Source organism: bacterium, from assembly GCA_035307765.1.
Taxonomy (GTDB): domain Bacteria; phylum Sysuimicrobiota; class Sysuimicrobiia; order Sysuimicrobiales; family Segetimicrobiaceae; genus Segetimicrobium.
Window position 1 is genome coordinate 70,076 of record DATGHU010000040.1, and the last position, 21,039, is coordinate 91,114.

Below are 21,039 nucleotides of genomic sequence, written 5' to 3' on the forward strand. Positions count from 1 at the left end.
TCGTCGACCACGACGTCCACCTCGTCTCTGGCGTGTCCGTGGATACTTATCGACCGGGCGGTCCGACTCCTACCATCCCTGCTAACTTAGTGTCCGCGAATCCCCGTTAAATCCTCACTACGGAGCCAAACCGGGGGGAGGACGGGCGAATTCCCAGCCGGGTGCCCCGCCTGATCGAGATGCACCAACGTCCAGGGGCTGCGGTCGACCAGCGCCTTGAGCGGCCCCACGGTCGCGGCTTGGAATAATGCGCTCACCGGATCGCCGAGCGGTGCCAAGGGGAGCACCACGTAGATCCCCGGGCCGACGCTCCGGGCCCCGGCGCCGACCGGGAGCGCGAGGTCGGCGGGCAGGGTGTGCCGGGCGGTCAGGGACTGCGGCACCTGGAACAGGAGCGGCAGCCGCCCCAAATGCCCGTCGCGATAAAACAACCGGAACTCCAACCGGTACTGGGCCTCCCGAATCGCCCGATGCCTCAGCCGGAGGACAACGTAGAGATGCGCCGCGTCCTCGGCGAAGGCCACCGACTCCAGTTTGACGCTGCCCTCTGCGGCGTGGAGGAAGGACCCCCCCGCGGGCCCGCGGATCGCGGCCGGGACGCGGTCCCACCCCTCGGGGACCGAGAGCGACAACCCGTCTCCGTGCAGCCGCAACGGCCAGACCTCAGGCGGGGGGGCGAAGAGCTCGTTGCGGCGCACGAAGCTCAGCATATACGTGCGGAGCAATTCCACCTGGCTGGAATATTCGCGGATCGCCGCCCGCTTCGCGTTCTCGTCGCCTGGCCCCAGGGGAAACTGCGCCCAGGCCGTTTCGGTTCCCACGAGGTCCCTCGGCGGATTGAGGAAGAGATCCGGCGCATACGCCTCGGGAGCGGGCCACATCGCGTGATGAACGAGATACGTCCACACGTGCACCCTCTTCGCCCACGCAGGGTCTTCGAAGGAGTACCGTTGGATCGCGGTGACGACAAAGGCCGCCGCCGCCCAGTGATCGCGGTGGGTATCGGCGGGGGTGTGCATCACGATGATGCTGGGGCGCTCCTGCCGGAGCAGGTTTTCCACGTCACCGAGAACGTTCTCTCCGCAGTAGCCGGCTTCGGCCCGGTATCCGAGAGGATACGGCGACCGGTTTCGTCGGGTGTACGGTGAGGTGTAGGGACGACCACAGTCCCAGGCGGACCCCCACAGCACGGGGAGTCCCCGATCCGGGTACCCGAGGAAGGTGACCCGCGCGGGAGGCAACCCCAGATGCGCCGCGGCGGCGAGGGCCTCCCGCTGTCTGCGCTTCCCATACTCGATGAACTGCCGGGGAGTGCTGAACAGTGTGCGGAACCCCACGTCGACCCCTTCGACGTAGCCATCCCCGTTGGTGAACGTAACGACCCGTACCCGAGCCCCAACGGCGGTCGCGGCATGGACCATGCCCCCCGCCCCAAGGGTCTCGTCGTCCGGGTGTGCGCCGAACACCAGGATCGAATCGTGGGCCGTCGGATGGTACGAGAGCACTGGAACGGGGATCCCGGAGGTCGCGGGCGCGGAGAACCCGGGGGCCGCCGCGATCGGTGCATACCCCCCCCACCCGGCCACGGTGGCGAGCAATGACAGCACCGTGCCCCGTAAGACCCCATGCGGTATCCGTAGCGTCGCGGCGGGTGCCTCCCTGAGTCTCCGGGATCGTTACCGGCGACGGCGATGCCGAGCCAGGGCAGAATGAGAAGTTCGCAATTGCGACACCGCCCCCCTCCCCCGGCCGCACCGCGAGGGCAACTCCGCAGGAGGGGCGGACGGATCCGGCCTGTGGTGCGATTACGACAAAGTCGCCGTTACCTTGGCCACCGGCGAGATCACCCGTCCATCGTCGGCGACGGCCGCCGCGGTGATAACGACCGTCAACCCGTACACGGGAGGTTTTTCCGTAAACTCGGCCGACCAGTTGCCGTTCTGGTCCGCCGTCACGGTTTGATTCCCGAGCGAGCCGTCGACCTTGAAGAGCAGCACCGCCCCGTTGTAGTCGGCGGTGATCTTGATGCGGCTTCCCGGCGCGGCTCGTCCGCTCACCGTGAACGGGGATCCAATCGACGCTCCGTCCGCCGGACTGACGATCATCGGGACGACGACGGCCGCGGGAGCGGGAAGGCCCGCGTTGATCTGCACGCGGTTCTGGGCCGTTGCGGTAAACACCTGGCCGTCCGGCGCCGTCAGGCGGACGACCACCTCCGCTCCTTGCATCCGATCTCCCGGCTGTACCGTATAGCTCCCGTAGTAGGTCCCGCGCTCAGATGTGGATTCCACCATGGGGATCCCCGAGCGGAGGGTGCCGATGGAAAACGTCGCATGCCCCTGCTGGCTCCCGGAAGCCACCACCTCCAGCACGTCCCCCGCGTTGAGGGTGCGGCCGGAGGGCGTCGTCGTGACCGAGGTAATTCCCGCAGGAGGGGCAGCCCCTTTACTGATGGTGACGGCCCAGATCTCGTTCGTCTGCGGGTTGACCCGCATCCGCACTTCATCGCCCGGCCGAAGCGCGCTGGGGGTCACGGCCGTGCCGCCCTGGGCGACCTGGGCGGAACGGTTGAGCCGATACGTGTCGCCGTTCTCGAGGACGACCACGCCGGCGTCGGTCGTGGCGATCACCTTCCCCGAGACCTCTTTAAACGTCGCCCGGACGGATTGGGCGGTTCCGCTGGGGTCGACGATCGCCTGGACCTCATCCCCGGGGCGAAGCGCGTCCAACGCCACCGAACCTCCCCGATTGTCGACCGCGTTCACCCGACTGATCGAGGTGACCGAGGTCACTTTGTAGGTGTAGAGGTTCTGGTCCACCTGAACCTGAATCTGGCCGGCCGGTGCGTTCACCGCCACCACCGTGCCCGTGACCGCGGTCGACGCCGGCGCCGGCTGCGGCTGAGGGGCGGGCGGGTAGGTTTGCGAGGGCGGCAGGGTCGACGCCGCCTGGCTTGTGATTTTGACCGTCGCGCTCGTCTCGTCCCACGAGACCTCTGCGCCCAGGGCCTGACTAATGAACCTCAGCGGGACCAACGTCCGGCCACCGACCAGCATCGCCGGCACGTCCATGGGGGTGGGCTGTCCGTTGATCTGCGCCTGGGTGTTCCCGATGCGCAGGGTGATGATCGTGTCCCCCCGGCCGGCCGTCACGGTCTGTGTGCCCGAATCCCAAAACACCTCAGCACCGAGACGCTGGAACACCCCCCGCAACGGCACAAGGACGCGCCCCGAGGCGATCATCGGTGGGACGTCGAACGCGACAGGGCCCCCATCGACCAGCACCTTTACCGCGGGCGCGGAGGTCTGCGCGTAGACGCCAACCACCATCCCCGGACCCATCAGCAGAGCCAGCATCATCGCCAAAAGTCTTGCCTGCCGGATACGTCGCATGAGGCCACCTCTCGATCTCAACTGCATCCTTAAGCGGTATTTGCCCGAGACACACCGGTTTTAGATAGGTTGAGGGAGGACCGACCGATCGGTCCTCCCTCGTGGCGCTGCCCTGTCAACGGAACGCTCCACAACGGAGCGGGCGCTCCCATCCCCCACAGTTCCATCCGCCCGTGGATGCGGCGGTTCTTACCCGATCGCTCGGTCCCTAGACGGCCCTACCGGAGAATCATGTGCCCGGTGGCCGCCAGAATCAGGAGGCCCAACAGGAGGAAGATCATGGAAATGACACCCCCTTTCGCGATCCTAGGTTCCGTTGAGTATGTATTCCCGACTCCGCTGAGGCTTAAACCTCGCGCCTCGATGGTGACCTCGCTGAAACCTCGGGCGGATCTCCACCCACCCGGCGCAAGACCTCAGGACCGTTCTTGGTCCATCAGCCGGATGATCGGACGGAGGCGGAGGTAGAGCCGGGCGGTGGCCCGGGCGTCGCCCAGACAATACCGGGCAATCTCCTCATACTTCCGCTCCCGGTAGAGGCCCGCGACGTCACGGCCGTCCATTTCCGCCTTCGGCGAATCGATGCCAAATTGGCGGCACCAGAAGTCAAGGTTCCCGCCAGGACGCCGGGAGTCCCTAAAGCTCAGCACCTCCGCCAGGTCGCAATGGTCCTGGAAACTGTAGCGGTAGGGCAGCAGGTTCCGAGTGGGTACCACCCCCAAGATCGCCGAGCGCAGCATCAGGTACGGCGCATCGAAGGACCGGCCGTAGAAAGTCACGATGGTTCCGGCCGCGTCGCTGATGATCCGCCAAAACTCCCGCAGCAGGGCGTCTTCCCGATCTTGAAAGAGCTTGGCATGGGGAGGGAAGTCTGTCCAGTCCTGCGCGCTTCCTTCGAGGAGGATGGCCCCGCGGTCCTCGTCAGGGTACCAGAGGCCGACGGCGACGATGTTCCCCGTGCCCGGGTGCAGCCCTAACCTTTCCGGTATCTCATCGCGCTGGGTCTCCCCCTTCGCCGTATCGAGGAGGTAGGCCTGGACCTCGGGAGCCAACGTGCCCCAATCCTGGCCCACCGTCTCGATGTCGATCGCTATTGGGGGTTTGGCCATCCGGCGGGCGCCTCCTCAAACCGGCGGGCGCGAACCGTACCAGCGCCACACATCTTTTCGCCTGCCCCCGGATGACCACCTCCACACCTGCGCTCGACGGCGAGCGCAGCGCCGCCGGCCGGGTGGTCCACAAGCACCTGTCTTTTGGGCAATAACTCCTTGCGCGCGTCGAGCCCGCGACACGGGATCGCCGCCGCACCCGAACGCAGCGGCAAGAACCGGAGGCCCGTGGATGCGACTCGACGACCTCGAAATCTCCGACGCGGAGTTGCACGACTGGGGGCGGGCGATTGAGAAAACGCCCTCCGAAGAGTTTAACTTAGACGACCTCCCCTTCGGCAAGCAGGTCGTCCATTGGATCGATGAGACGATCCTCACGCTGCTCGAGTACGGCCGAAACGAGGCGCTGCACTATAAGAAGGCGGCGGAGATCGCGCGCCGCGCCACCGCGCTTTCACGCATGACCCTGGACCCCCGCCCCATCACGGCCTTTAAGATCGGCGAGCGCTGGCTGGTCAAGGTCTTATCGGAATTCGGCTGCCGCATCTAGCCCCCGAGAGCAAAGGAACGACGCAGGGACAGCATTCTCCGTTCGGCGGGCGGGTTGGGTCGACGCGTGGACAAGGACCAGCCCCCGCGACGACATGCCTTGCTTCACGGCTGATGGTGCGGTGCGCCGGCGCGAGCTAGGACCAATGGCGCTCGTCGACGAGCACGGGCCGCGCGTCCGCCAGAGTCCCCGGCGCGACTAACTCCATCACTACCCGAAGGCGCGTCACGTCCTTGACGGCGGCCGCCACCCTCTCGGCGAGCGTCGCATCGGGTCGTTCCGCCTCCACGCGAGCAACGAGCTCGTCTAGGTTGCCATCCCGGCGGACAACAAACTGGTAGCGGTGTGCCTCGGGATGGCGGGCCATCGCCGACCGCAGCGCGGACGGATGCACGAAGAGCCCGCGCACCTTGACCGCGTCGCCGGTCCGCCCAAGAATCCCGTGCAGACGCGGCGCCGTCCGGCCACACCGGCAGGCGCGCGGACCAGCACCGAAAGATCCCCCGTCGCAAGGCGCAGCAGCGGATAGGTAGGATCGAGCAGGGTGACGACGATCTCGCCCGGTTCCTCCGGTCCGGCCGGCGCCGGTCTCGGGATCGACGAGTTCCACGATGCACCGGTCCGCAAGGTGAAGCCCTTCGGCGAAGGGACACTCATACGCGATGACCCCGGCGTCGGCCGTTGCGTACGCCTGCTGCGCGCGCACGCCGCGGGAGGCGAAGTGCAGGCGCAGGGACTCCGGAAGCGGCTCCGCGGAGACAAGCGCCACCTCCAAGCAGAGGTCGATCGCAAGGTCACCGGCCTTTTCGAGCAGTATCGCCAGAAAGCTCGGCGTGCCCACATATCCCGTGGCGCGCAGGTGAGCCGCGGCCCGACACTGCAGTTCCGTATTCCCGACACCGCCCGGGATGACGATCGCGCCCAGCGCGAGCGCCCCTCCTTCCATGATCGAGCCGGCGGGGCTCATATGATAGGAGAACGAGTTCAGCACAACGTCGCCCGCCCGGAATCCAGCCGCGTGCATGGCCGGTGCACAACCCCAGGGGTCCGGTCCAGCGCCCTCGGGTTCGTAGATCGGTCCCGGGGAGGCGAAGAGCTTGCGCACCCGTTCCCACGCTCCCCAACCGGCAAGCGGCGGCGCACCGGCCTGGTAGGCGGGCAGCGCCTCTTTGCGCAGGAGGGGCACCCGTTGCAGGAGGTCGATCGTGGGGACGCCGTCAAGCAACCCCGCCCGTTCGGCCGCATCGCGGGCGCCCGCCGCCGACGTCTCCGCCAGCGCCAGGCCCAACCGCCGCAATTGCCGAGCCTGGCGAGCGTCAGGAGGGTCGCCTTCCGCCGGAGAGTGGAGCGAATCAGAGCGCGTCATGCGGTCAGGAGAGCCACCGCTTACGGCGCCGGTAGTGCTTCACATCCCGATAACTCCGCCGCTGTCCCTCCCCGGAAAGACCCAGATAGAACTCCTTCACGTCCTCGTTGGCGCGCAGCGCCGCCGCGCTGCCATCCAGCGCGACGCGGCCATTTTCGAGCACGTAGCCGTACTCGACGATCTCCAGCGCCCGTGCGGCATTTTGCTCCGCCAGCAGGATCGCCACGCGCTCCTCCCGGTTGAGGCGGACCATGATGTCGAAGATCTCGCCGACAAGAAGGGGGGCGAGTCCCATCGAGGGTTCATCGAGAAGCATGAGACGCGGCCGCGCCATCAGCGCCCGCCCGATGGCCAGCATCTGCTGTTCACCGCCTGAGGTGTACCCGGCCCGCACGCGGCGCCGCTCCGCGAGCCGCGGGACATAATTGTACACGGCATCGAGATCCCGTCGCACCGCCGCCGCATCGCGCCGGACATACGCGCCGGTCAACAGGTTCTCTTCGACGGTCAGGTGCTCGAACGGCCGGCGCCCCTCCATCACCTGCACCACACCGCGGCGGACGACCTCTGCCGGGTCGCACGTATCGAGGCGCCGGCCGGCGAATTCGACGGTACCCCGCGTCACCGCAGCCAAGGCAGAGGGGGATTAGGGGGCAGCTGTTGACGCGAGTCCATTTGTGACCATTGGAGGAGCGTTCGATGCCAAATGTTCGCTGAATAATTCGTCCAATGGGTACCCGCGTTAGCAAGAACTCGCGGAACCCTAGGGTGTCGCGTTGACCGCGGCGGACGTCGAAGCGATCTACCATCGGGTGCCCACGATCAAGGCTACGCTCCCGCCCTCAGGCCGCAGGTGACCGACGGACTCGAGCCGCCGTAGGAGTTCGTGGTTGGACTGGCTCCAATACCCGAGAATTAATGAAGCATACTTTTGACTGAGGACACTGGGTGAGCGTAGCGCGGGACTTTTGATTGGATCTCATTCGCTAACGCTAGCGAGCCCACTCGTCGTGCGCCCGCGTGATCGCCCCTGCGAATTGGATCGCATCCGGCGGGAACACTTCAACGAACGCGCCCTTTTCATTGGGGCCGGATCCGCCCTCGGGGTGTATGCCGGCCTCGAGCAGGCTCAGGAATGAGGCGTCGGTACAGCGAGTCGCATTCCCAAACTCCCCGCCGCAGGCGGCGCCTTTCCCCTCGCCACCCAGGTAGAAGTTCGTCTGCCACGCAACCGGTACCATGAACCGTTTTGCCAGTTCCATCACCAACGGCCGAACAGGTTTACCGGCTATCAGCCAGTCCATCTGAAGTAGAAAATGGCCACGGGATACGCTTTCCGCCGCGCCGACAATATCGGCGTTTATTTTGCGAATGGCAGTCTTTGCCCGACCTCCACTCTGGGCCCCCCCATTTTCCCCGATCGGCGGAAACGAGCCCTCGGGTATGATGGGGAGCGCCAACCAAGTGTCTGGGAAGGCTCGCGTCCACGCCGTCGCAACGCCTCGCACGGCTTGAACAACGAGCGCAGGCCGGTACCCAACGCTCCTCCAAGTGGCGATTGCGTCCGAGACGCCCGGGTTTCCGGTCTCTCGAGGCGTTTCGGCAGGCAGACGGGCCTCATCGGTGTCCGTGTTGACTCCCGTGAGCTTTGCGACAGAGACGTACTTCAGAACATCGATCGAACGCAGGTGCTGCGCGACATGATCAAGCATATCGGCAAAAGCGGCCTGATACGTGGGGTCCCAGGGCGGCGCAAGGGTCACGTTGATGAGGTGTCCCTGGCCCTGATGATGCGAAAAAACAAAGTTGAGCTTCTTGGCACTTTGGTCCTTGGACGACGCCTGGTAGATCCAACCCGGCGCGTTCCCCCCTGCGAGGATACCGAGTTCGATCGACAGACCATGCGAGCGCACGAGCTTGATCCTGCGGTCAAACTCTGAAAAATCATACACACCCCTGGAAGGTTCGATCTCCGCCCACGTCATGACGACGGCGCCGCCATTGAACCCGTTGACGGTAAGCGCCTTCTCCCATGTGCCGTTCTGGACGAAGGCCGGGTACGAGTAGACATAGAGACCCTGGGGCGGCGACCCCATGGCGGCGCTGTGGGCTGGGATCGCGCCAGCATATGAAAGAAGCACCGTCAGGCATAGCGCCGCAATTCGAATGAGCGAGTTCGACGCTCCGTTGAACATGTGCCGGTCTCTTTTCATGTGCTCATCTTAGCGGACTTCGCCAAGAATATATGGAACCGAAAATTCTCTATCGGTTTCTGAACTGACATTTCCGTTTTGATGCCCTCACTCCTTCCCTTCGCAGAGCCCAGCCCCATCCGCGTCATCCGGACCCCCTGGGCGCCCCAGAACGCCCGTTTGGGCCCCGTTGGGACCCTCGACGCTCCGTATAGCCACGCTGGCAGGCGATTTCTCGGACATCGATCCCACCTCCGGCATTGGATACACTGTCGCCTCTGCGGCGACTGACGGGATTGTCGTGCCAGCGAGGTTCTCGGGCGGAGTTCTGTGCAAGTCCTCGGGCGAATCGTGCGGAAACCTTATCCTGTTTGGTTTGGTCGGGGCGCCCGGACTTGAACCGGGGACCTTCTGCTCCCAAAGCAGACGCGCTACCAAGCTGCGCCACGCCCCGATTTCTACGCCTTTCCGCGTCGTGACCGATTACACGATTCCTGGCGCGCTGAGTCGCCCTCTATTATACCGGGTATTAGGGTTCTCCACGACCCCGAGTCCACCTTGCCAAGCCCAGCAGACACCAGCTTTCCAGCCCCATCTCCATTGAGCCAGGAGTTCGGGAATGGGACGGTGAAGGGAACGACGCGTATCCCTGGCGTGAACGGAGTGCCACACGTGTCCACCCCCCCACCGACCCCCGCTCGGCTGCTCGCGCAGCTGACCGAAGAATATCTCACCGCCTTATTCGAAGCCCAGCCGACGACGGCCGCAGCGCTGGGGCTCCACGAATACGACGGCCGGATCCAGGACTTCCGAGAGCCGACCCAAGCCCGGCGGATTTCCGCCCTGCGGAGCTTCCGCGACCGCGTGTCCGGACTGAACCCGCTGGCGCTGGATTCCGACGATGTACACGACCGTGCGCTTGTCGCGCTGGCGGTCGACGAGGAAATGTTTGAGCTGGAGGCCCTCCGCGAGTTCGAGCGCAATCCCATTGCTTTCTCCGGCCCCCTCGATCTCAGCGGCTACATCAAGCGCGACTACGCGCCGCTGGCCAAACGCGTTGGCTCGCTTTGCGAGCACCTCAGACAAATCCCAGATTACCTCGCGGTCGCCAAAGAAACACTTCGGGAGCCCATCCCCCTCCCTTTCCTCGAAACTGCCCTTGAAGTATACGCCGGCATCATCCAATTCCAGGAGCGAGAGTTGGTGCAGGCGGTCCGCCCCATCGGGGGTGGATCGCTGTGGGAAAAGTTCAAGCGCGCCAACGCGGACGCGCTCGCCGCCTTCCGCCGGTTCATGGAGTACCTGGAGCACGAGGGACGCGCGAACGCGGTGGACACCTTCGCCATCGGCGAAGCGCACATCCGGACGATGCTTCGGGTGGGGGAAATGGTGGACCTCCCCGTCGAGCGCCTCCTTGAGATCGGACGCGAAGATCTCAGGCACAACCAGGCTCTGCTGCGCGAGGCGGCCGCGCAGATCGACCCAGCAGCCGCGGTCCGCGCCGTGATGATCCGGCAGGCCGAGGACCACCCTTCGGCCGACCGCCTCATCCCCGAGGCGGAGCACGTCCTGGATGAGCTCCGGCGATTTGTGGAGACCCACGCCCTGATCTCCATGCCCCCCGCGGGGCGGTGCCGCGTCGAAGAAACCCCTCCCTTCGCTCGCTGGGCGTTTGCGATGATGGATACGTCAGGGCCCTTCGAAAGCACGGGTGAATCCTTCTACTATCTCACCCCGCCCGAACCGGGGTGGACCTCCGCGCAGAAGGAAGAGTGGTTGCGAAAGTTCGATTATGCGACCCTGCGGGACGTGGGCATCCACGAAGTCTATCCAGGGCATTACGTGCACTTCCTCAAGATGAAAGAGGTGCCGCGGCCTCTGCGGCGGGTGCTCACCAGCTATTCATTCGTCGAAGGGTGGGCGCACTACTGTGAGGAGATGATGCTCGAGGCGGGGTATGGGGCACGAAATCCCCGCCTTCGCATCGCCCAACTCTCGGAAGCGCTTCTCCGGAATGTCAGATTCCTTGCCGCCCTGGAGATGCACACGCGGGGCATGTCGACGAACGCCGCAGCATGGATGTTCGTCACCGAGGCTTATATGGATCCCTTGCCCGCGGAGCGGGAAGCGGTGCGCGGGACGTTCGATCCCGGGTATCTGAATTACACGCTCGGGAAATTGATGATCCGCAAGCTTCGGGACGACCTGCGCCGTCAGGAAGGCGCCGGGTTTTCTCTCCGGAACTTTCACGACAGACTTCTGGCCTTGGGTGCCCCCCCCATTCCCCTGGCGCGGCGGCAGCTCCTGGGATCGGACGCCGCCGCCTTGTAGGTCCGGATCAACTTCGCGGAGTCCCTCCGGCCGGAGGCGTCCCTCCCCCGGCCGCTCTTTCGGCCTTCATCGCCTCGGCCTTGGCTCTGGCGGCGGCGATCTTCTCGTCGCGGCTCATTTCGGCCTGTCCCGCCGGCTGGGCAGTTGGGGCCGCGGCGGCAGCCGGTGCGGCGGCAGGCGTTGCGCCGCCGGCGGCTGGTGCGGCCGGTTTGGCCGCGGGCGGTGCCGGGACCTTGGGGGGAATCTTCTGGCCGAGGAACTCCTGACGCAGGTACTGGTCGACCGCGGTGTGGATCCGCTCACGCGCCTCCGCCTTGCCCGCCATCGCGTCCGCAACCCAAGCTTTGTCCACGCGGTACGAGACGAGGCGCTTCCCCTGGGCGAAGTGCACGAGGTAGTGGGCCATCGAGTCCTGCACCACCATGATCCGCACGTTCAGCTTGAGGGGGATCGAGATCTCGCTGACCAGATGGAACACCCATCGTTCTTTCTCGTCCATCGCCGTTGTCGCCAGCGTCTCCGACACGGTCCGGCCCGCCAGCGGATCCATCGGCCGGAGGCGCGCCCGCCCCAACTTCTTCCGGATGGCACTCAACGCTTCGTCCTTGACGTCGGCAAACGCGACGGCAACGGAAAACCCCCAGATGACGAGAATGGCGAAGGTGAGCGACCAATAGGTCAGAAACTTGCTCAGGGTCATCTATCTCCTTTCGCTGCGATCACGCGGTCGACACCGGACCTGCCCCTCAACGGCCCAGAGATACTTATTTGGCGCCCCGGGCCTGTCGATCCTTCCCCGCCAAGCGGAGGATCTCGATCAGGTACGGCTCCGCCAACCGGAGCGCGCGGCCGCGGTGGCTCAGGCGATTCTTGACGTCCGGGGGGACCTCCGCCATCGTCCTAGGGTCCTCCTCCGGCACGAAGATCGGATCGTACCCGAACCCGCCGTTCCCCCGCGGATCGCGGGCGATGCGCCCCACACAGGTGCCTTCAAAGATCCTGACCGTGCCCGCCGGCAGCGCCACGGCGACCGCGGCCCGGTACCGCGCCGTCCGGTGGGCGTCCGGGGTCTCCCGCAGCAAGGCGAGGACCCGTGCGTTGCGGTCGGCGTCCGTCGCCTGCTCTCCGAGAAAGCGCGCGGAGTGAATCCCAGGGGCCCCCTCTAGCGCCTCGATCTCCACCCCGGAGTCATCGGCGAGCGCGACTTCCCCGGTAACCGCCGCCACCGTGAGGGCCTTGGCCCCGGCGTTATCGGCGTAGGTCTTCCCCTCCTCAGGGATTTCGCCGATCTGCGGGTAGTCAGCGAGCGAGCGCAAGACGATCGGCAGGTGAGCGAACACGGCGGCGATCTCCCGGACCTTGCCGGGGTTTCGGGTCGCCAGGACCAGGCACGGCCGGCGGTGCGCCCCGCTCACGGAGCGGTCAGGACGTCCGCGAGCACCTCACGCTGCTTGGCGATCAGGGTGACGATGCCTCGCTCACCGAGGGCCATCAGGGCGCTCGCCTCCGCTTTGCTGAACGCCGCCCCCTCGCCGGTCCCTTGTATCTCGACGAACTTCCCGGATTCCGTCATGACGATGTTCATGTCCACCCGGGCGCGAGAGTCTTCAGCAAAGGTGAGGTCGAGAACCGGAGCCCCATCGATGATACCGACGCTGGTCGCGGCGAGGAACTCCCGCACGGGGAACTTGGAGACGGCGTTGGTGCGCTTGAGCAGCGTCAGGGCATCCATCAGCGCCACGAACGCGCCGGTGATCGACGCCGTGCGGGTGCCGCCGTCCGCCTGCAGCACATCGCAGTCGATCCAGATCGTCCGCTCACCGAGACGCTCGAGATCGACGACGGCGCGCAACGACCGGCCGATCAATCGCTGGATCTCGTGGACCCTGCCGCCCACCTTTCCGGCCGTCGCATCGCGTGGACTCCGCTCGTGGGTCGACCGAGGCAGCATGCCGTATTCGGCGGTGAGCCAGCCCTGGCCGGCTCCCCGCAGCCAGGGAGGCACGCGCTCCTCGATGCTGGCCGTGCAGACGACGCGGGTGTCGCCCAATTCGATCAACACCGAGCCCTCCGCAAACTTGCTGAAGCGCCGCCGGAGAACGAGCGGCCGGAGCTCGTCCGGTTGGCGGCCATCACCGCGTGGCACAGCGGAGCTCCCTTCTCGACATCAGATTGGGTAGCGGGCGTTCTCTTCTGCGATCAGGGCGCGAGTGTGAAGGATCTTCGCGGCGGCGCGCCGCTGCTCCTCCGGATCGAACTGCGGCGAGAAATGCGTGAGCACCAGACGTTCCACCCCGGCACGCGACGCGAGTTCGGCGGCCTGCGTCGCGGTCATATGTCCCACCTGGGCGGCGAGGCCGGCGTGGGAGTCGGGAAAGGTCGCCTCGCAGAGCAGCAGGTTCGCCCCGCGGGCGAGCGCTTCCAGGGCCGCCGTCGGCGAGGAGTCTGCGGAGTAGACGAACGTGCGACCGGCGCACTCGATCCGCACGGCCAGGCAGTAAACGGGATGTGCGGTCCGGGCGAAGGTCAGCCGCAGCGGGCCTACGGACTCGACCGAGGTCTCGGTGATCGGACGAAAGACGAACGTGCCGCGAAACCGTGCCACCGACTCCGGACCCCGCAGTATCCGCACCAGCAACTCTGCGGCGTCATCGGGAGCGTAGACCGGCAGCGGCGGGCGCTTCGGGTCCACCCGCTGCCACTCGTAGGCATCGCGGAGTGGATAGATCGACAGAATATGGTCCACGTGCAGGTGACTGAGCACCAGGGCGTCCAGGTCGTGGGCCTCACAGTGCTGGCGCAGACGAGCCACCGCCCCCGGCCCGCAGTCCAGCATCACGCGAGTTGAACCCTCCTGCACCAGGTAGCTGGGGCATGCACCGCCGGGGGCCGGGTAGGGAGACCACCGGCCAAGCACGATCAACTGCATCAGGGGACGAGGCTTGCGCTGCGGGATGCCAGGAAGCGAAGAATCGCCCGCGCGATGGCCTCGGCGATCCGCGTCTGAACCGCGGGGCGACGCAGCAACCGTTCCTCCACCGGGTTGCTGATGAACGCGGTCTCGACCAGCACGGAGGGCATCGGGGTCTTGACAATGACGTAGAAATCCGCGGTGCGAATCCCCCGGTCGGGCTCACCCAACGCTTGCACGACCTCACTCTGGATCATCATCGCCAGAGCATGACTATCGGCGGTCCCGTAGTAGGTTTCCGTTCCTTCCTTCAGAGGGCTCTGACTGGCGTTCGCGTGGATGCTGACAAACACGACCCCTCCTGCTCGCTGCGCGACATCCGGGCGGTCCTCCAGGGCGACGGTGCTGTCGTCGGTCCGGGTGAGGACCACACGGATCCCTTGCCGCGCCAGCCGCTGCTGCACCATCCGGCTGATCGCCAGGGTGACGGTCGACTCGCGCAGGCCGGTGGGGCCCACCGCCCCGCTGTCGGCGCCCCCGTGCCCGGGGTCGATGATCACGGCCGGCCCTGGGGGTGCGGCCCTCGCGCCGTCGCCGAAGACGAGGTCGATGCGGCGGCCCTCGTCCGTCGTGCTCGCGGAGTAGTCGGACTGCCGGCGCAGGTTGATCATGATCCGCGCGAGGTTTGGCGCGGTGTGCAGTTGCTCGACGACCACGTTCCGGATGGTGCTGCTCCCCACCTCGAGATCTTGACGCCGCGGCATGAAGACCGCCCCAGGGAGGTCGATCGCCAGCCGGGACGGGTACACGAACTGTTTGACCTGATATACCGCCGGCTGAGAGGCGATGATCGTCAAATGACCGGTGCCGCTCTGGATATCGTAGGTCACCGCTTGAAGATGGAACGCGCCTGGAGCGTCCGCAAACGGTGGGAGCGGGGGCGGCGCCAGCGGCTCCGCCGGCACCGCGGTTGGGTGTTCGACGGGGACGTCGCGGATGGCGACGTCGGGGGACACCGCCGGCGCGCTTCGATCGTCCCGCTCCGGGTGCGTCTCCGCCTCGACGCCCGCGGGCGCAGGCTGACTGTCGAGCTCGGGTTCGGGGGGCAACGCCCCCTCCGCGGGCGGGGTCCGGGCAGCGGGAATCGCGTCGCCGATCGTCACCGTGACGGCTCCGGGAGCGACGGCGATCCGATACGGAACGCGGCGGGTAAGATCGAACACGACCCGCGTGACAAATGGTCGAACCTGAAACTGGCCGTGGCGCACGCGGACAACGTCCGCATCACCGACCGCGAGCACCGGCTTCTCGATGAGATCCGCAGAGTGACTGATATCCACCGCCAGCCGGTCGGGCGCATCCAGCAGGTGGGCGTCGGCGCCCACCGGTCCAGATGTGGCGATCACAAAGGTCAGGACGCCGTCGTGCCGGCCCCACGTCACGCCGGTCGTTTGGGAAAGGGCCTCGACGCGGCCCTCCCCTTCTTTCACGTACGCCCCCATCGCCCGCAGCACCGCCGCGGCGGGCACGACCACGACATCGCCTTTGAGCACTGGGGCGGTGGGAAGCTCCACCCGCTCCGCGCCCACCAGCGCCTCGGCCTCCCCGATGCTCAGGCGCACCGCCAACCCCGCCGCGGACGTCACCGTGGCGGTATGGGCGTCTCGATCCCAGACCATCGTGGCGCCGAACGACGCGGCCAGCGGCGCCAGCGGGGCCATCACCGCGCCGTGCTGAAGTGCGAGTGGAGCGGAAAATGCGACCACCCGATCGTTGACCGTGACCTGGGGGAAGCCGTTCTCCGCCGAGCCCGGGTTGGACCAGAGCGCAAGAATCACGGCGATCGTCGCCGCGGCGGACAACAGCTTCATGGAGACCTCCGATGCAGGGGGCACGCGCACCGCAACAGTGGGTGGCTATTCGAACCCAAACCCCGGGCTCCTGCCGACTCCCAAACAACCGGCGGTCGGGGGAACGCTCCGACCCCGACCGCCGCTGTGAGGGAGAGCCGGCTTAGCCGGCCTACCGCTTCTGGGATTTGCGCACCGCCGAAGCCGCGGCTTGATTCCGATCGCCGTCGCGCGCCCCGTTGAGGACGAAGCGCTGATCGAGCGCCTTCAGCCGCTCCATAATGCCGCCGTACTCGAGTTCTTCCATGCCGAGCATCGCCGGGTTGAAGAACCCCTGCGAGCGGATCTCGGCGCCCTTCCGGACCGCCTGCTCCAGGAACACCTCCCACACTGGGTTCTTGAACAGGTCGATCGGGCCGGTCAACACCCCATCCCGAATGGAGTAGCCCGCCGCCGACACCATCGGCAGACAGTAAAAGATGCTCGAGTCCGTGTTGAGCGGGACGGGGGCCAGCGGCATGTTGTGGCTTCCGCGGCAGTCGCCGGCGACATAGGGAATCTTGCTGAACGCCAGCCCGAACTCCTCGGTCGCGGGGAAAATTTTCTGGGTGCGCACGATGGCGACCGGATCGTCTTTCCCCACGTACCGACCGGCGATGTGCTTGAGCCGGGTCGTGCTGAGGGCGACCGCCTGCTCGTTTGGATGGGCGCGGGAGTGAATGCTCTTCACGACAAACCGGCCGGTGTCGCGCAGAAGCGCGGCGAGATCGTAGAGATCCTCCGGAGCCTTCAGGGTAATCTCCCGCTCCGCTTCCGTATGGTTGACGTCCACAACGGTGAACGTGAACCCTTTGCCGACATCCGGGCTCAGCAGGAGCCCGCCACAATACATCGGATCGCAGAACGTGAGGTAGAGCAGGAGGTTAAAAGCACCGGGCTCGGTCTTGTCGGCGGTGAGGACCATAAACGGCTCCGCCGGTCGCTCGACGATCTCTACCTCTGCAACCCCCGGCCCCATCCCCTGGATATTGCCGGAGAACTCGCTCTTCAGGATGTCCTGCTTGGCGCCGTACAACCCCTGCCGCTCCGCGACGGAGCCCGCCTCCATGAAGATGTCGTAGGCCAGCCGGTGGACCGCTTCGGCCTCGACCCCGTGGCGGTGAGTCATCAACACGCAAATGTCGTCGCCGGTATGGGTGACGCGACAGTCAACCAGCAACTTGCCGCGCTGGGCCCCCGCCATCTCCGAGGCGACTTTAAGCATCTCGGGACTGGGTTGGGTATGCCCGGCGATACTCCCCACATCCGCCTTGATCGCCGTGATTGTTATCGGGGCTCGACCCGTGGACCCTGCCATCCCCGCACCTCCCCCACAGATACCTCAGTCACATCGGCAGAGGAACCCGATCACTCCCATCTCTCTTCTATTATAGCTGGAAGATCCTCGATGGAATCCCTTGTCCAATTCTCTGGCGGGAGTGGGGCTCCTGCCGCTCCAAGCCTGCGCGATCCGAAGTGGAACCCCAAAGGACAAAGTGGCTTCCAAAGTTGACCCTGCTCGCGGTGTGGCCTTGGGGGAAAATGCAGTTGCAGTTTCCGATGAAGCCCGATGGTGATTGGGTGAACGGAGTGGCGCAAGTCCCAGTGGGGGTGTCAGACGAAGTTTTTTCTGTGGAGCCTTGAGGGAGTGGAGCACCGGTCGCCAGGGCGATGGCGCTCCACCCCCTCGATGTTCCTGCGGGAAATCTACTGCACGCCGCGGCGCTTGTTAGTTGTTGCCGCCACCATGACCCCCACTGCCGCCGTGCCCGCCGTTACCGCCGCCGCCCGAGTTGTTGTTACCGCCCGTGCCGCCATTGCTGCCGGAGCCCCCGTTGCCATTATGACTCCCACCCGCACCGGTTCCGCCGCTGCCAGATCCGTTGCCATTGCCGCTGCCCCCGTCGCCACCGTTCCCCCCACCGCCCCCGTTTCCCCCGCCTGAATTGCCGCTCCCCCCGTTACCGCCGTTGCCGGCATTTCCGCCGTTGCCGTTGTCGTTTCCGCCTGTCCCCGTGCCTTTGATACCGGTACCGTTCCCGTTTCCGTCGCCGCCCGCGCCACCGTTCCCGCCAGGGCCGCCTTTGCCGGCCCCGACCCCGTTGAGGGAGTCGCCGGCGTTCGCCGTGTTGCCGTTTCCGCCGTTCCCACCATTCCCACCTGTCCCGCCGTCCCCGTTGTTACTCCCGCCCGTACCCATGCCGTTCGTGCCCGTGCCGTTCCCGTTGTCGTTCCCGCCGTTACCGCCACTTCCCCCACCGCCGCCCTGACCAGCACCGGCACCGTTGGGGGAGGTGCCGGTGCTCGCCGTGTTGCCATTGCCACCTGCGCCACCGTTGCCACCCGCCCCGCCGTTCCCGTTGTTGGTTCCGCCCGTGCCTGTGCCGTTGGTGCCGGTGCCGCTCCCGTTGTTGTTGCCGCCGTTGCCACCATTGCCCCCGTTGCGGCCCTGACCGGCACCGGCCCCGCCAGAGAGCGGGGAGTTGTTGGCAATCGACGTGTTGTTATTTCCGCCGTTCCCGTCGTTCCCGGCGGTGCCGCCGTTGCCATTGTTGCTCCCGCCCGTGCCTGTGCCGTTGGTACCCGTGCCGTTCCCGTTGTTGCTGCCCCCGTTACCGCCCGCAGGGCCCTGCGCTCCGCCGTTGCCGCCATTACCTGCGCCAGCCCCACCCGGGGCAGCCACGCTGGCCACCGTGTTGCTATTGCCTCCATTGCCGCCGTTGCCCCCCGCACCGCCGTTGCCGTTGTTGTTCCCGCCGGTCCCCGTGCCACCGTTCAGGCCGGTGCCGTTCCCGTTGTTGCTGCCCCCGCTCCCACCACTGCCGCCGACACGTCCCTGACCAGCCCCCGAGCCGCCAAGGGGATTCGAGGCGTTGCTGTCGCTTCCCACGTTGTTATTGCCGCCATTGCCACCGTTCCCGCCCGCGGCGCCGTTACCATTGTTGCTGCCACCACTGCCCGTACCATTGGTCCCGGTACCGTTCCCGTTGTTGCTGCCCCCGCTCCCACCACTGCCGCCGCCAAAGGCGCCGTTCCCCGCGAAGGCCCCGCCGGCGGAATTCACTGCGCTCGCCGTGTTGTTATTGCCGCCATCGCCGCCGTTGCCACCAGCCCCACCGTTGCCGTTGCTGCTGCCACCCGTGCCCGTGCCGTTGATCCCGGTACCGTTCCCGTTATTGTTGCCACCACTACCACCGGCACCGCCGCCACTTCCTCTACCGGACCCGGCAACCGAGTTTCCGACGGCATCCGCGATGTTACTGTTGCCGCCGGTGCCACCGTTGCCCCCATTGCCGCCGTTTCCGTTACTGTTCCCGCCCGTCCCTGTGCCCGTGCCGTTGCCCCCGTTGCCGGAATTGTTAAGTTTCTCGTTGCCGCCGCTTCCGCCAGTACCGGTGCCAATGCCATCACCGTTAGTGCCGCCGCCGGTTCCGCCGGCCCCGCCGCTGCCCCCATTCCCGGCAATCGCATTCGCAAATGATCCACCCGTGCCTGTTGCAGTTGCGCTGTTGCTGCTGCCGCCGCTTCCGCTGTTACCCCCGTTGCCGCCATTCCCGTTATTATTGCCGCCCGTACCAATCCCTATGCCATTGCCCCCGTTCCCGGAATTAGTGCCGTTCTCGTTGCCACCGCTGCCCCCTATCCCGGTACCGATGCCATTCCCGTTGTTGTTGCCGCCATTCCCCGCAACCCCGCTCCGCTGGCTGTTCCCGGCCTCGGCATTGGCAAAGGAGGAATTGCCGATGGTGTCGGCCGATGCGGTGTTGCTGTTCCCGCCGTGCCCGGTATTGCCCCCGTTACCGCCGTTCCCGTTGTTATTCCCGCCCGTTCCGGTACCCGTGCCATTTCCACCGTTACCGGAATTGTTGACGTTCTCGTTGCCGCCGTTGCCGCCGGTACCGGAGCCGGTGCCGTTCCCGTTGTGTGTCCCTCCGTTACCCCCACTGGGCGCAAAGCCATCGCTGCCGCCGGCAGCGCGGTAGCTATCGCCGGCATCGGTCGTGCTGTTTACGCCCGAGTGCGAGGTGTTGCTGTTCCCGCCGCCCCCGTTGTTGCCCCCGTTGCCGCCGTTCCCGTTGTTGCTGCCGCCGGTTGATGTCGCCGTGCCGGTTCCACCGTGACCGGAATTGCTTACGTTCTCGTCACCGCCCCGGCCGCCCGTGCCGCTGCCGACATTGCCGGGGTTGCCGGTCCCGTTGACATCACCGGCGCTCCCACCGTTGCCCCCACGAAAGCCATTGCCGGCGTCCGCTTCGCTGTATTGGCCCTGCTGCACGTCGCTTGATTGCGCACTGTTGCTGCTCCCGCCGTTGCCGCCATTGCCCCCCTTGCCACCGTTCCCGTTATTGGAGCCGCCCTTCGCCGTGCCCGTGCCGGCGCCCCCGCTGCCGGAGTTACCGGTGTTCTCGTTGCCGCCTGCACCACCTACACCAATCCCGCTGGCGTTCCCGTTTCCAAAGCTCCCGCTGCCGCCGCTCCCGCCGCCGAACCCGCTCCCGGCGTCACTTTCCGTCCCCACAGGAAACCCACCGCTCTGCCCGCTCCCGGTCGCCGCACTGTTTGCGCTCCCACCGTTGCCGCCGCTGCCCCCGTTGCCGCCGTTCCCGTTGTTGCCGCCGGCTGTGGCGGTGCCGGCCCCGGCACCACCGTTCCCGGAACTGTTGGTGTTGTTGTCGCCGCCGTTCCCGCCAGTGCCTAGCCCGCGGCCGGTTCCGTTCGTGGAGCCGCCGTTCCCGCCCGCCCCGCCGTTGCCCCCGCTCCCGGCCGAGCCGCGATACCCGCTGCCGCTACCCGTCGTCCCGTCGTTACTGCTTCCAGCGTTCCCCCCGTTCCCCCCGGTGCCGCCGTTCCCGTTCTGGTTCCCGCCCATGCCCGTCGCGCTTGCACCCCCGCCACTGCCGGACCCGTTCGTGTTGAAGTTACCGCCGTGGCCCCCTGTACTTGCCCCACTTCCGTTGCCGTCGTCGTCCCCACCGGTCCCGCCATCTCCCCCGTTGCCGCCATTCCCGGCCGTCGGGCCGGAATTTTGGCTGCCTCCGTTGCCGCCGACGCCTCCACCGCCCCCGCTGCCATTGTTGTTCCCGCCAGTGCCCGCCGCAGTTGCCCCAGAAGATGTCGATTGGTCGTCAAATGAACCGTTCGCGCCGGGCACCCCCGTGCCACCCCCGCCACCATTGGCGGCATGAACGGCTGGCGCCATCAGGCCAATGTAAGATAGGGAGACCGTGATCGACAAGAACACTGTCACGAGGAAGTAGAGCGGACACCGCGCGCTGAAACTCGACCGGCTCGTTCCCAC

At 66.4% G+C, this 21,039-nt stretch carries 14 protein-coding genes, 1 tRNA gene and 1 pseudogene; 2 read left to right on the forward strand and 14 right to left on the reverse strand.

Annotation, left to right across the window (positions count from 1 at the left end; all coding sequences use genetic code 11):
* Nucleotides 1-86: 86 nt before the first annotated feature.
* From VKV57_13610 to VKV57_13620, 3 genes are all read right to left on the reverse strand, one after another.
* The gene (locus tag VKV57_13610; protein ID HLW60940.1) at nucleotides 87-1,607 is read right to left on the reverse strand and encodes a PIG-L family deacetylase; all 1,521 of its coding nucleotides are present in this window, start codon (nucleotides 1,605-1,607) and stop codon (nucleotides 87-89) included.
* A gap of 198 nt (nucleotides 1,608-1,805) precedes the next feature.
* Nucleotides 1,806-3,392: a stalk domain-containing protein gene (locus VKV57_13615; GenBank protein ID HLW60941.1), complete on the reverse strand. Its 1,587-nt coding sequence runs from the start codon at nucleotides 3,390-3,392 to the stop codon at nucleotides 1,806-1,808.
* 416 nt (nucleotides 3,393-3,808) lie between these two features.
* A complete protein-coding gene (locus VKV57_13620) occupies nucleotides 3,809-4,501 on the reverse strand; it encodes a ribonuclease H-like domain-containing protein (protein HLW60942.1) in 693 nt (230 codons plus the stop codon).
* 232 nt (nucleotides 4,502-4,733) lie between these two features.
* Between VKV57_13620 and VKV57_13625 the strand changes: the two genes are divergently transcribed.
* Entirely contained in the window at nucleotides 4,734-5,051 is a 318-nt protein-coding gene (locus tag VKV57_13625; GenBank protein HLW60943.1) for a hypothetical protein, read from the forward strand.
* 136 nt (nucleotides 5,052-5,187) lie between these two features.
* Here VKV57_13625 and VKV57_13630 read toward each other — a convergent pair whose 3' ends face one another.
* The 4 genes and pseudogenes from VKV57_13630 to VKV57_13645 form a co-directional block, all read right to left on the reverse strand.
* Nucleotides 5,188-6,417, reverse strand: coding sequence for a phenylacetate--CoA ligase family protein (locus VKV57_13630; GenBank protein ID HLW60944.1), 1,230 nt, complete (start codon nucleotides 6,415-6,417; stop codon nucleotides 5,188-5,190).
* Between the two features lie 4 nt (nucleotides 6,418-6,421).
* Nucleotides 6,422-7,042: pseudogene (locus VKV57_13635) on the reverse strand (ABC transporter ATP-binding protein).
* Between the two features lie 367 nt (nucleotides 7,043-7,409).
* Nucleotides 7,410-8,612 carry a beta-galactosidase gene (locus tag VKV57_13640; GenBank protein ID HLW60945.1) on the reverse strand — a complete coding sequence of 401 codons (1,203 nt, stop codon included), beginning with the start codon at nucleotides 8,610-8,612 and terminating at the stop codon, nucleotides 7,410-7,412.
* 374 nt (nucleotides 8,613-8,986) lie between these two features.
* Nucleotides 8,987-9,063: transfer RNA gene (locus VKV57_13645), tRNA-Pro, on the reverse strand.
* Between the two features lie 218 nt (nucleotides 9,064-9,281).
* On the opposite strand from VKV57_13645, the gene VKV57_13650 reads away from it, so the two are divergent.
* Nucleotides 9,282-10,940: a DUF885 domain-containing protein gene (locus VKV57_13650; GenBank protein ID HLW60946.1), complete on the forward strand. Its 1,659-nt coding sequence runs from the start codon at nucleotides 9,282-9,284 to the stop codon at nucleotides 10,938-10,940.
* 7 nt (nucleotides 10,941-10,947) lie between these two features.
* On the opposite strand, the gene VKV57_13655 is transcribed toward VKV57_13650, so the two are convergent.
* From VKV57_13655 to VKV57_13685, 7 genes are all read right to left on the reverse strand, one after another.
* Entirely contained in the window at nucleotides 10,948-11,640 is a 693-nt protein-coding gene (locus VKV57_13655; protein HLW60947.1) for a hypothetical protein, read from the reverse strand.
* A 64-nt stretch (nucleotides 11,641-11,704) separates the two neighbouring features.
* Nucleotides 11,705-12,355, reverse strand: coding sequence for an RdgB/HAM1 family non-canonical purine NTP pyrophosphatase (gene rdgB / locus VKV57_13660; GenBank protein HLW60948.1), 651 nt, complete (start codon nucleotides 12,353-12,355; stop codon nucleotides 11,705-11,707).
* Nucleotides 12,352-13,086, reverse strand: coding sequence for a ribonuclease PH (gene rph, locus VKV57_13665; GenBank protein ID HLW60949.1), 735 nt, complete (start codon nucleotides 13,084-13,086; stop codon nucleotides 12,352-12,354). The genes rdgB and rph overlap by 4 nt, the downstream gene beginning before the upstream one ends.
* A 21-nt stretch (nucleotides 13,087-13,107) precedes the next feature.
* A complete protein-coding gene (locus VKV57_13670) occupies nucleotides 13,108-13,869 on the reverse strand; it encodes an MBL fold metallo-hydrolase (protein HLW60950.1) in 762 nt (253 codons plus the stop codon).
* The gene (locus VKV57_13675) at nucleotides 13,869-15,722 is read right to left on the reverse strand and encodes an N-acetylmuramoyl-L-alanine amidase (protein ID HLW60951.1); all 1,854 of its coding nucleotides are present in this window, start codon (nucleotides 15,720-15,722) and stop codon (nucleotides 13,869-13,871) included. Before VKV57_13675 ends, VKV57_13670 begins: the two co-directional genes overlap by 1 nt.
* 151 nt (nucleotides 15,723-15,873) lie before the next feature.
* Nucleotides 15,874-17,058 (reverse strand): fructose 1,6-bisphosphatase, encoded by a 1,185-nt coding sequence (locus VKV57_13680; GenBank protein ID HLW60952.1) that lies wholly within the window; start codon nucleotides 17,056-17,058, stop codon nucleotides 15,874-15,876.
* Between the two features lie 411 nt (nucleotides 17,059-17,469).
* Nucleotides 17,470-20,610 (reverse strand): hypothetical protein, encoded by a 3,141-nt coding sequence (locus tag VKV57_13685; protein HLW60953.1) that lies wholly within the window; start codon nucleotides 20,608-20,610, stop codon nucleotides 17,470-17,472.
* Nucleotides 20,611-21,039: the final 429 nt, after the last annotated feature.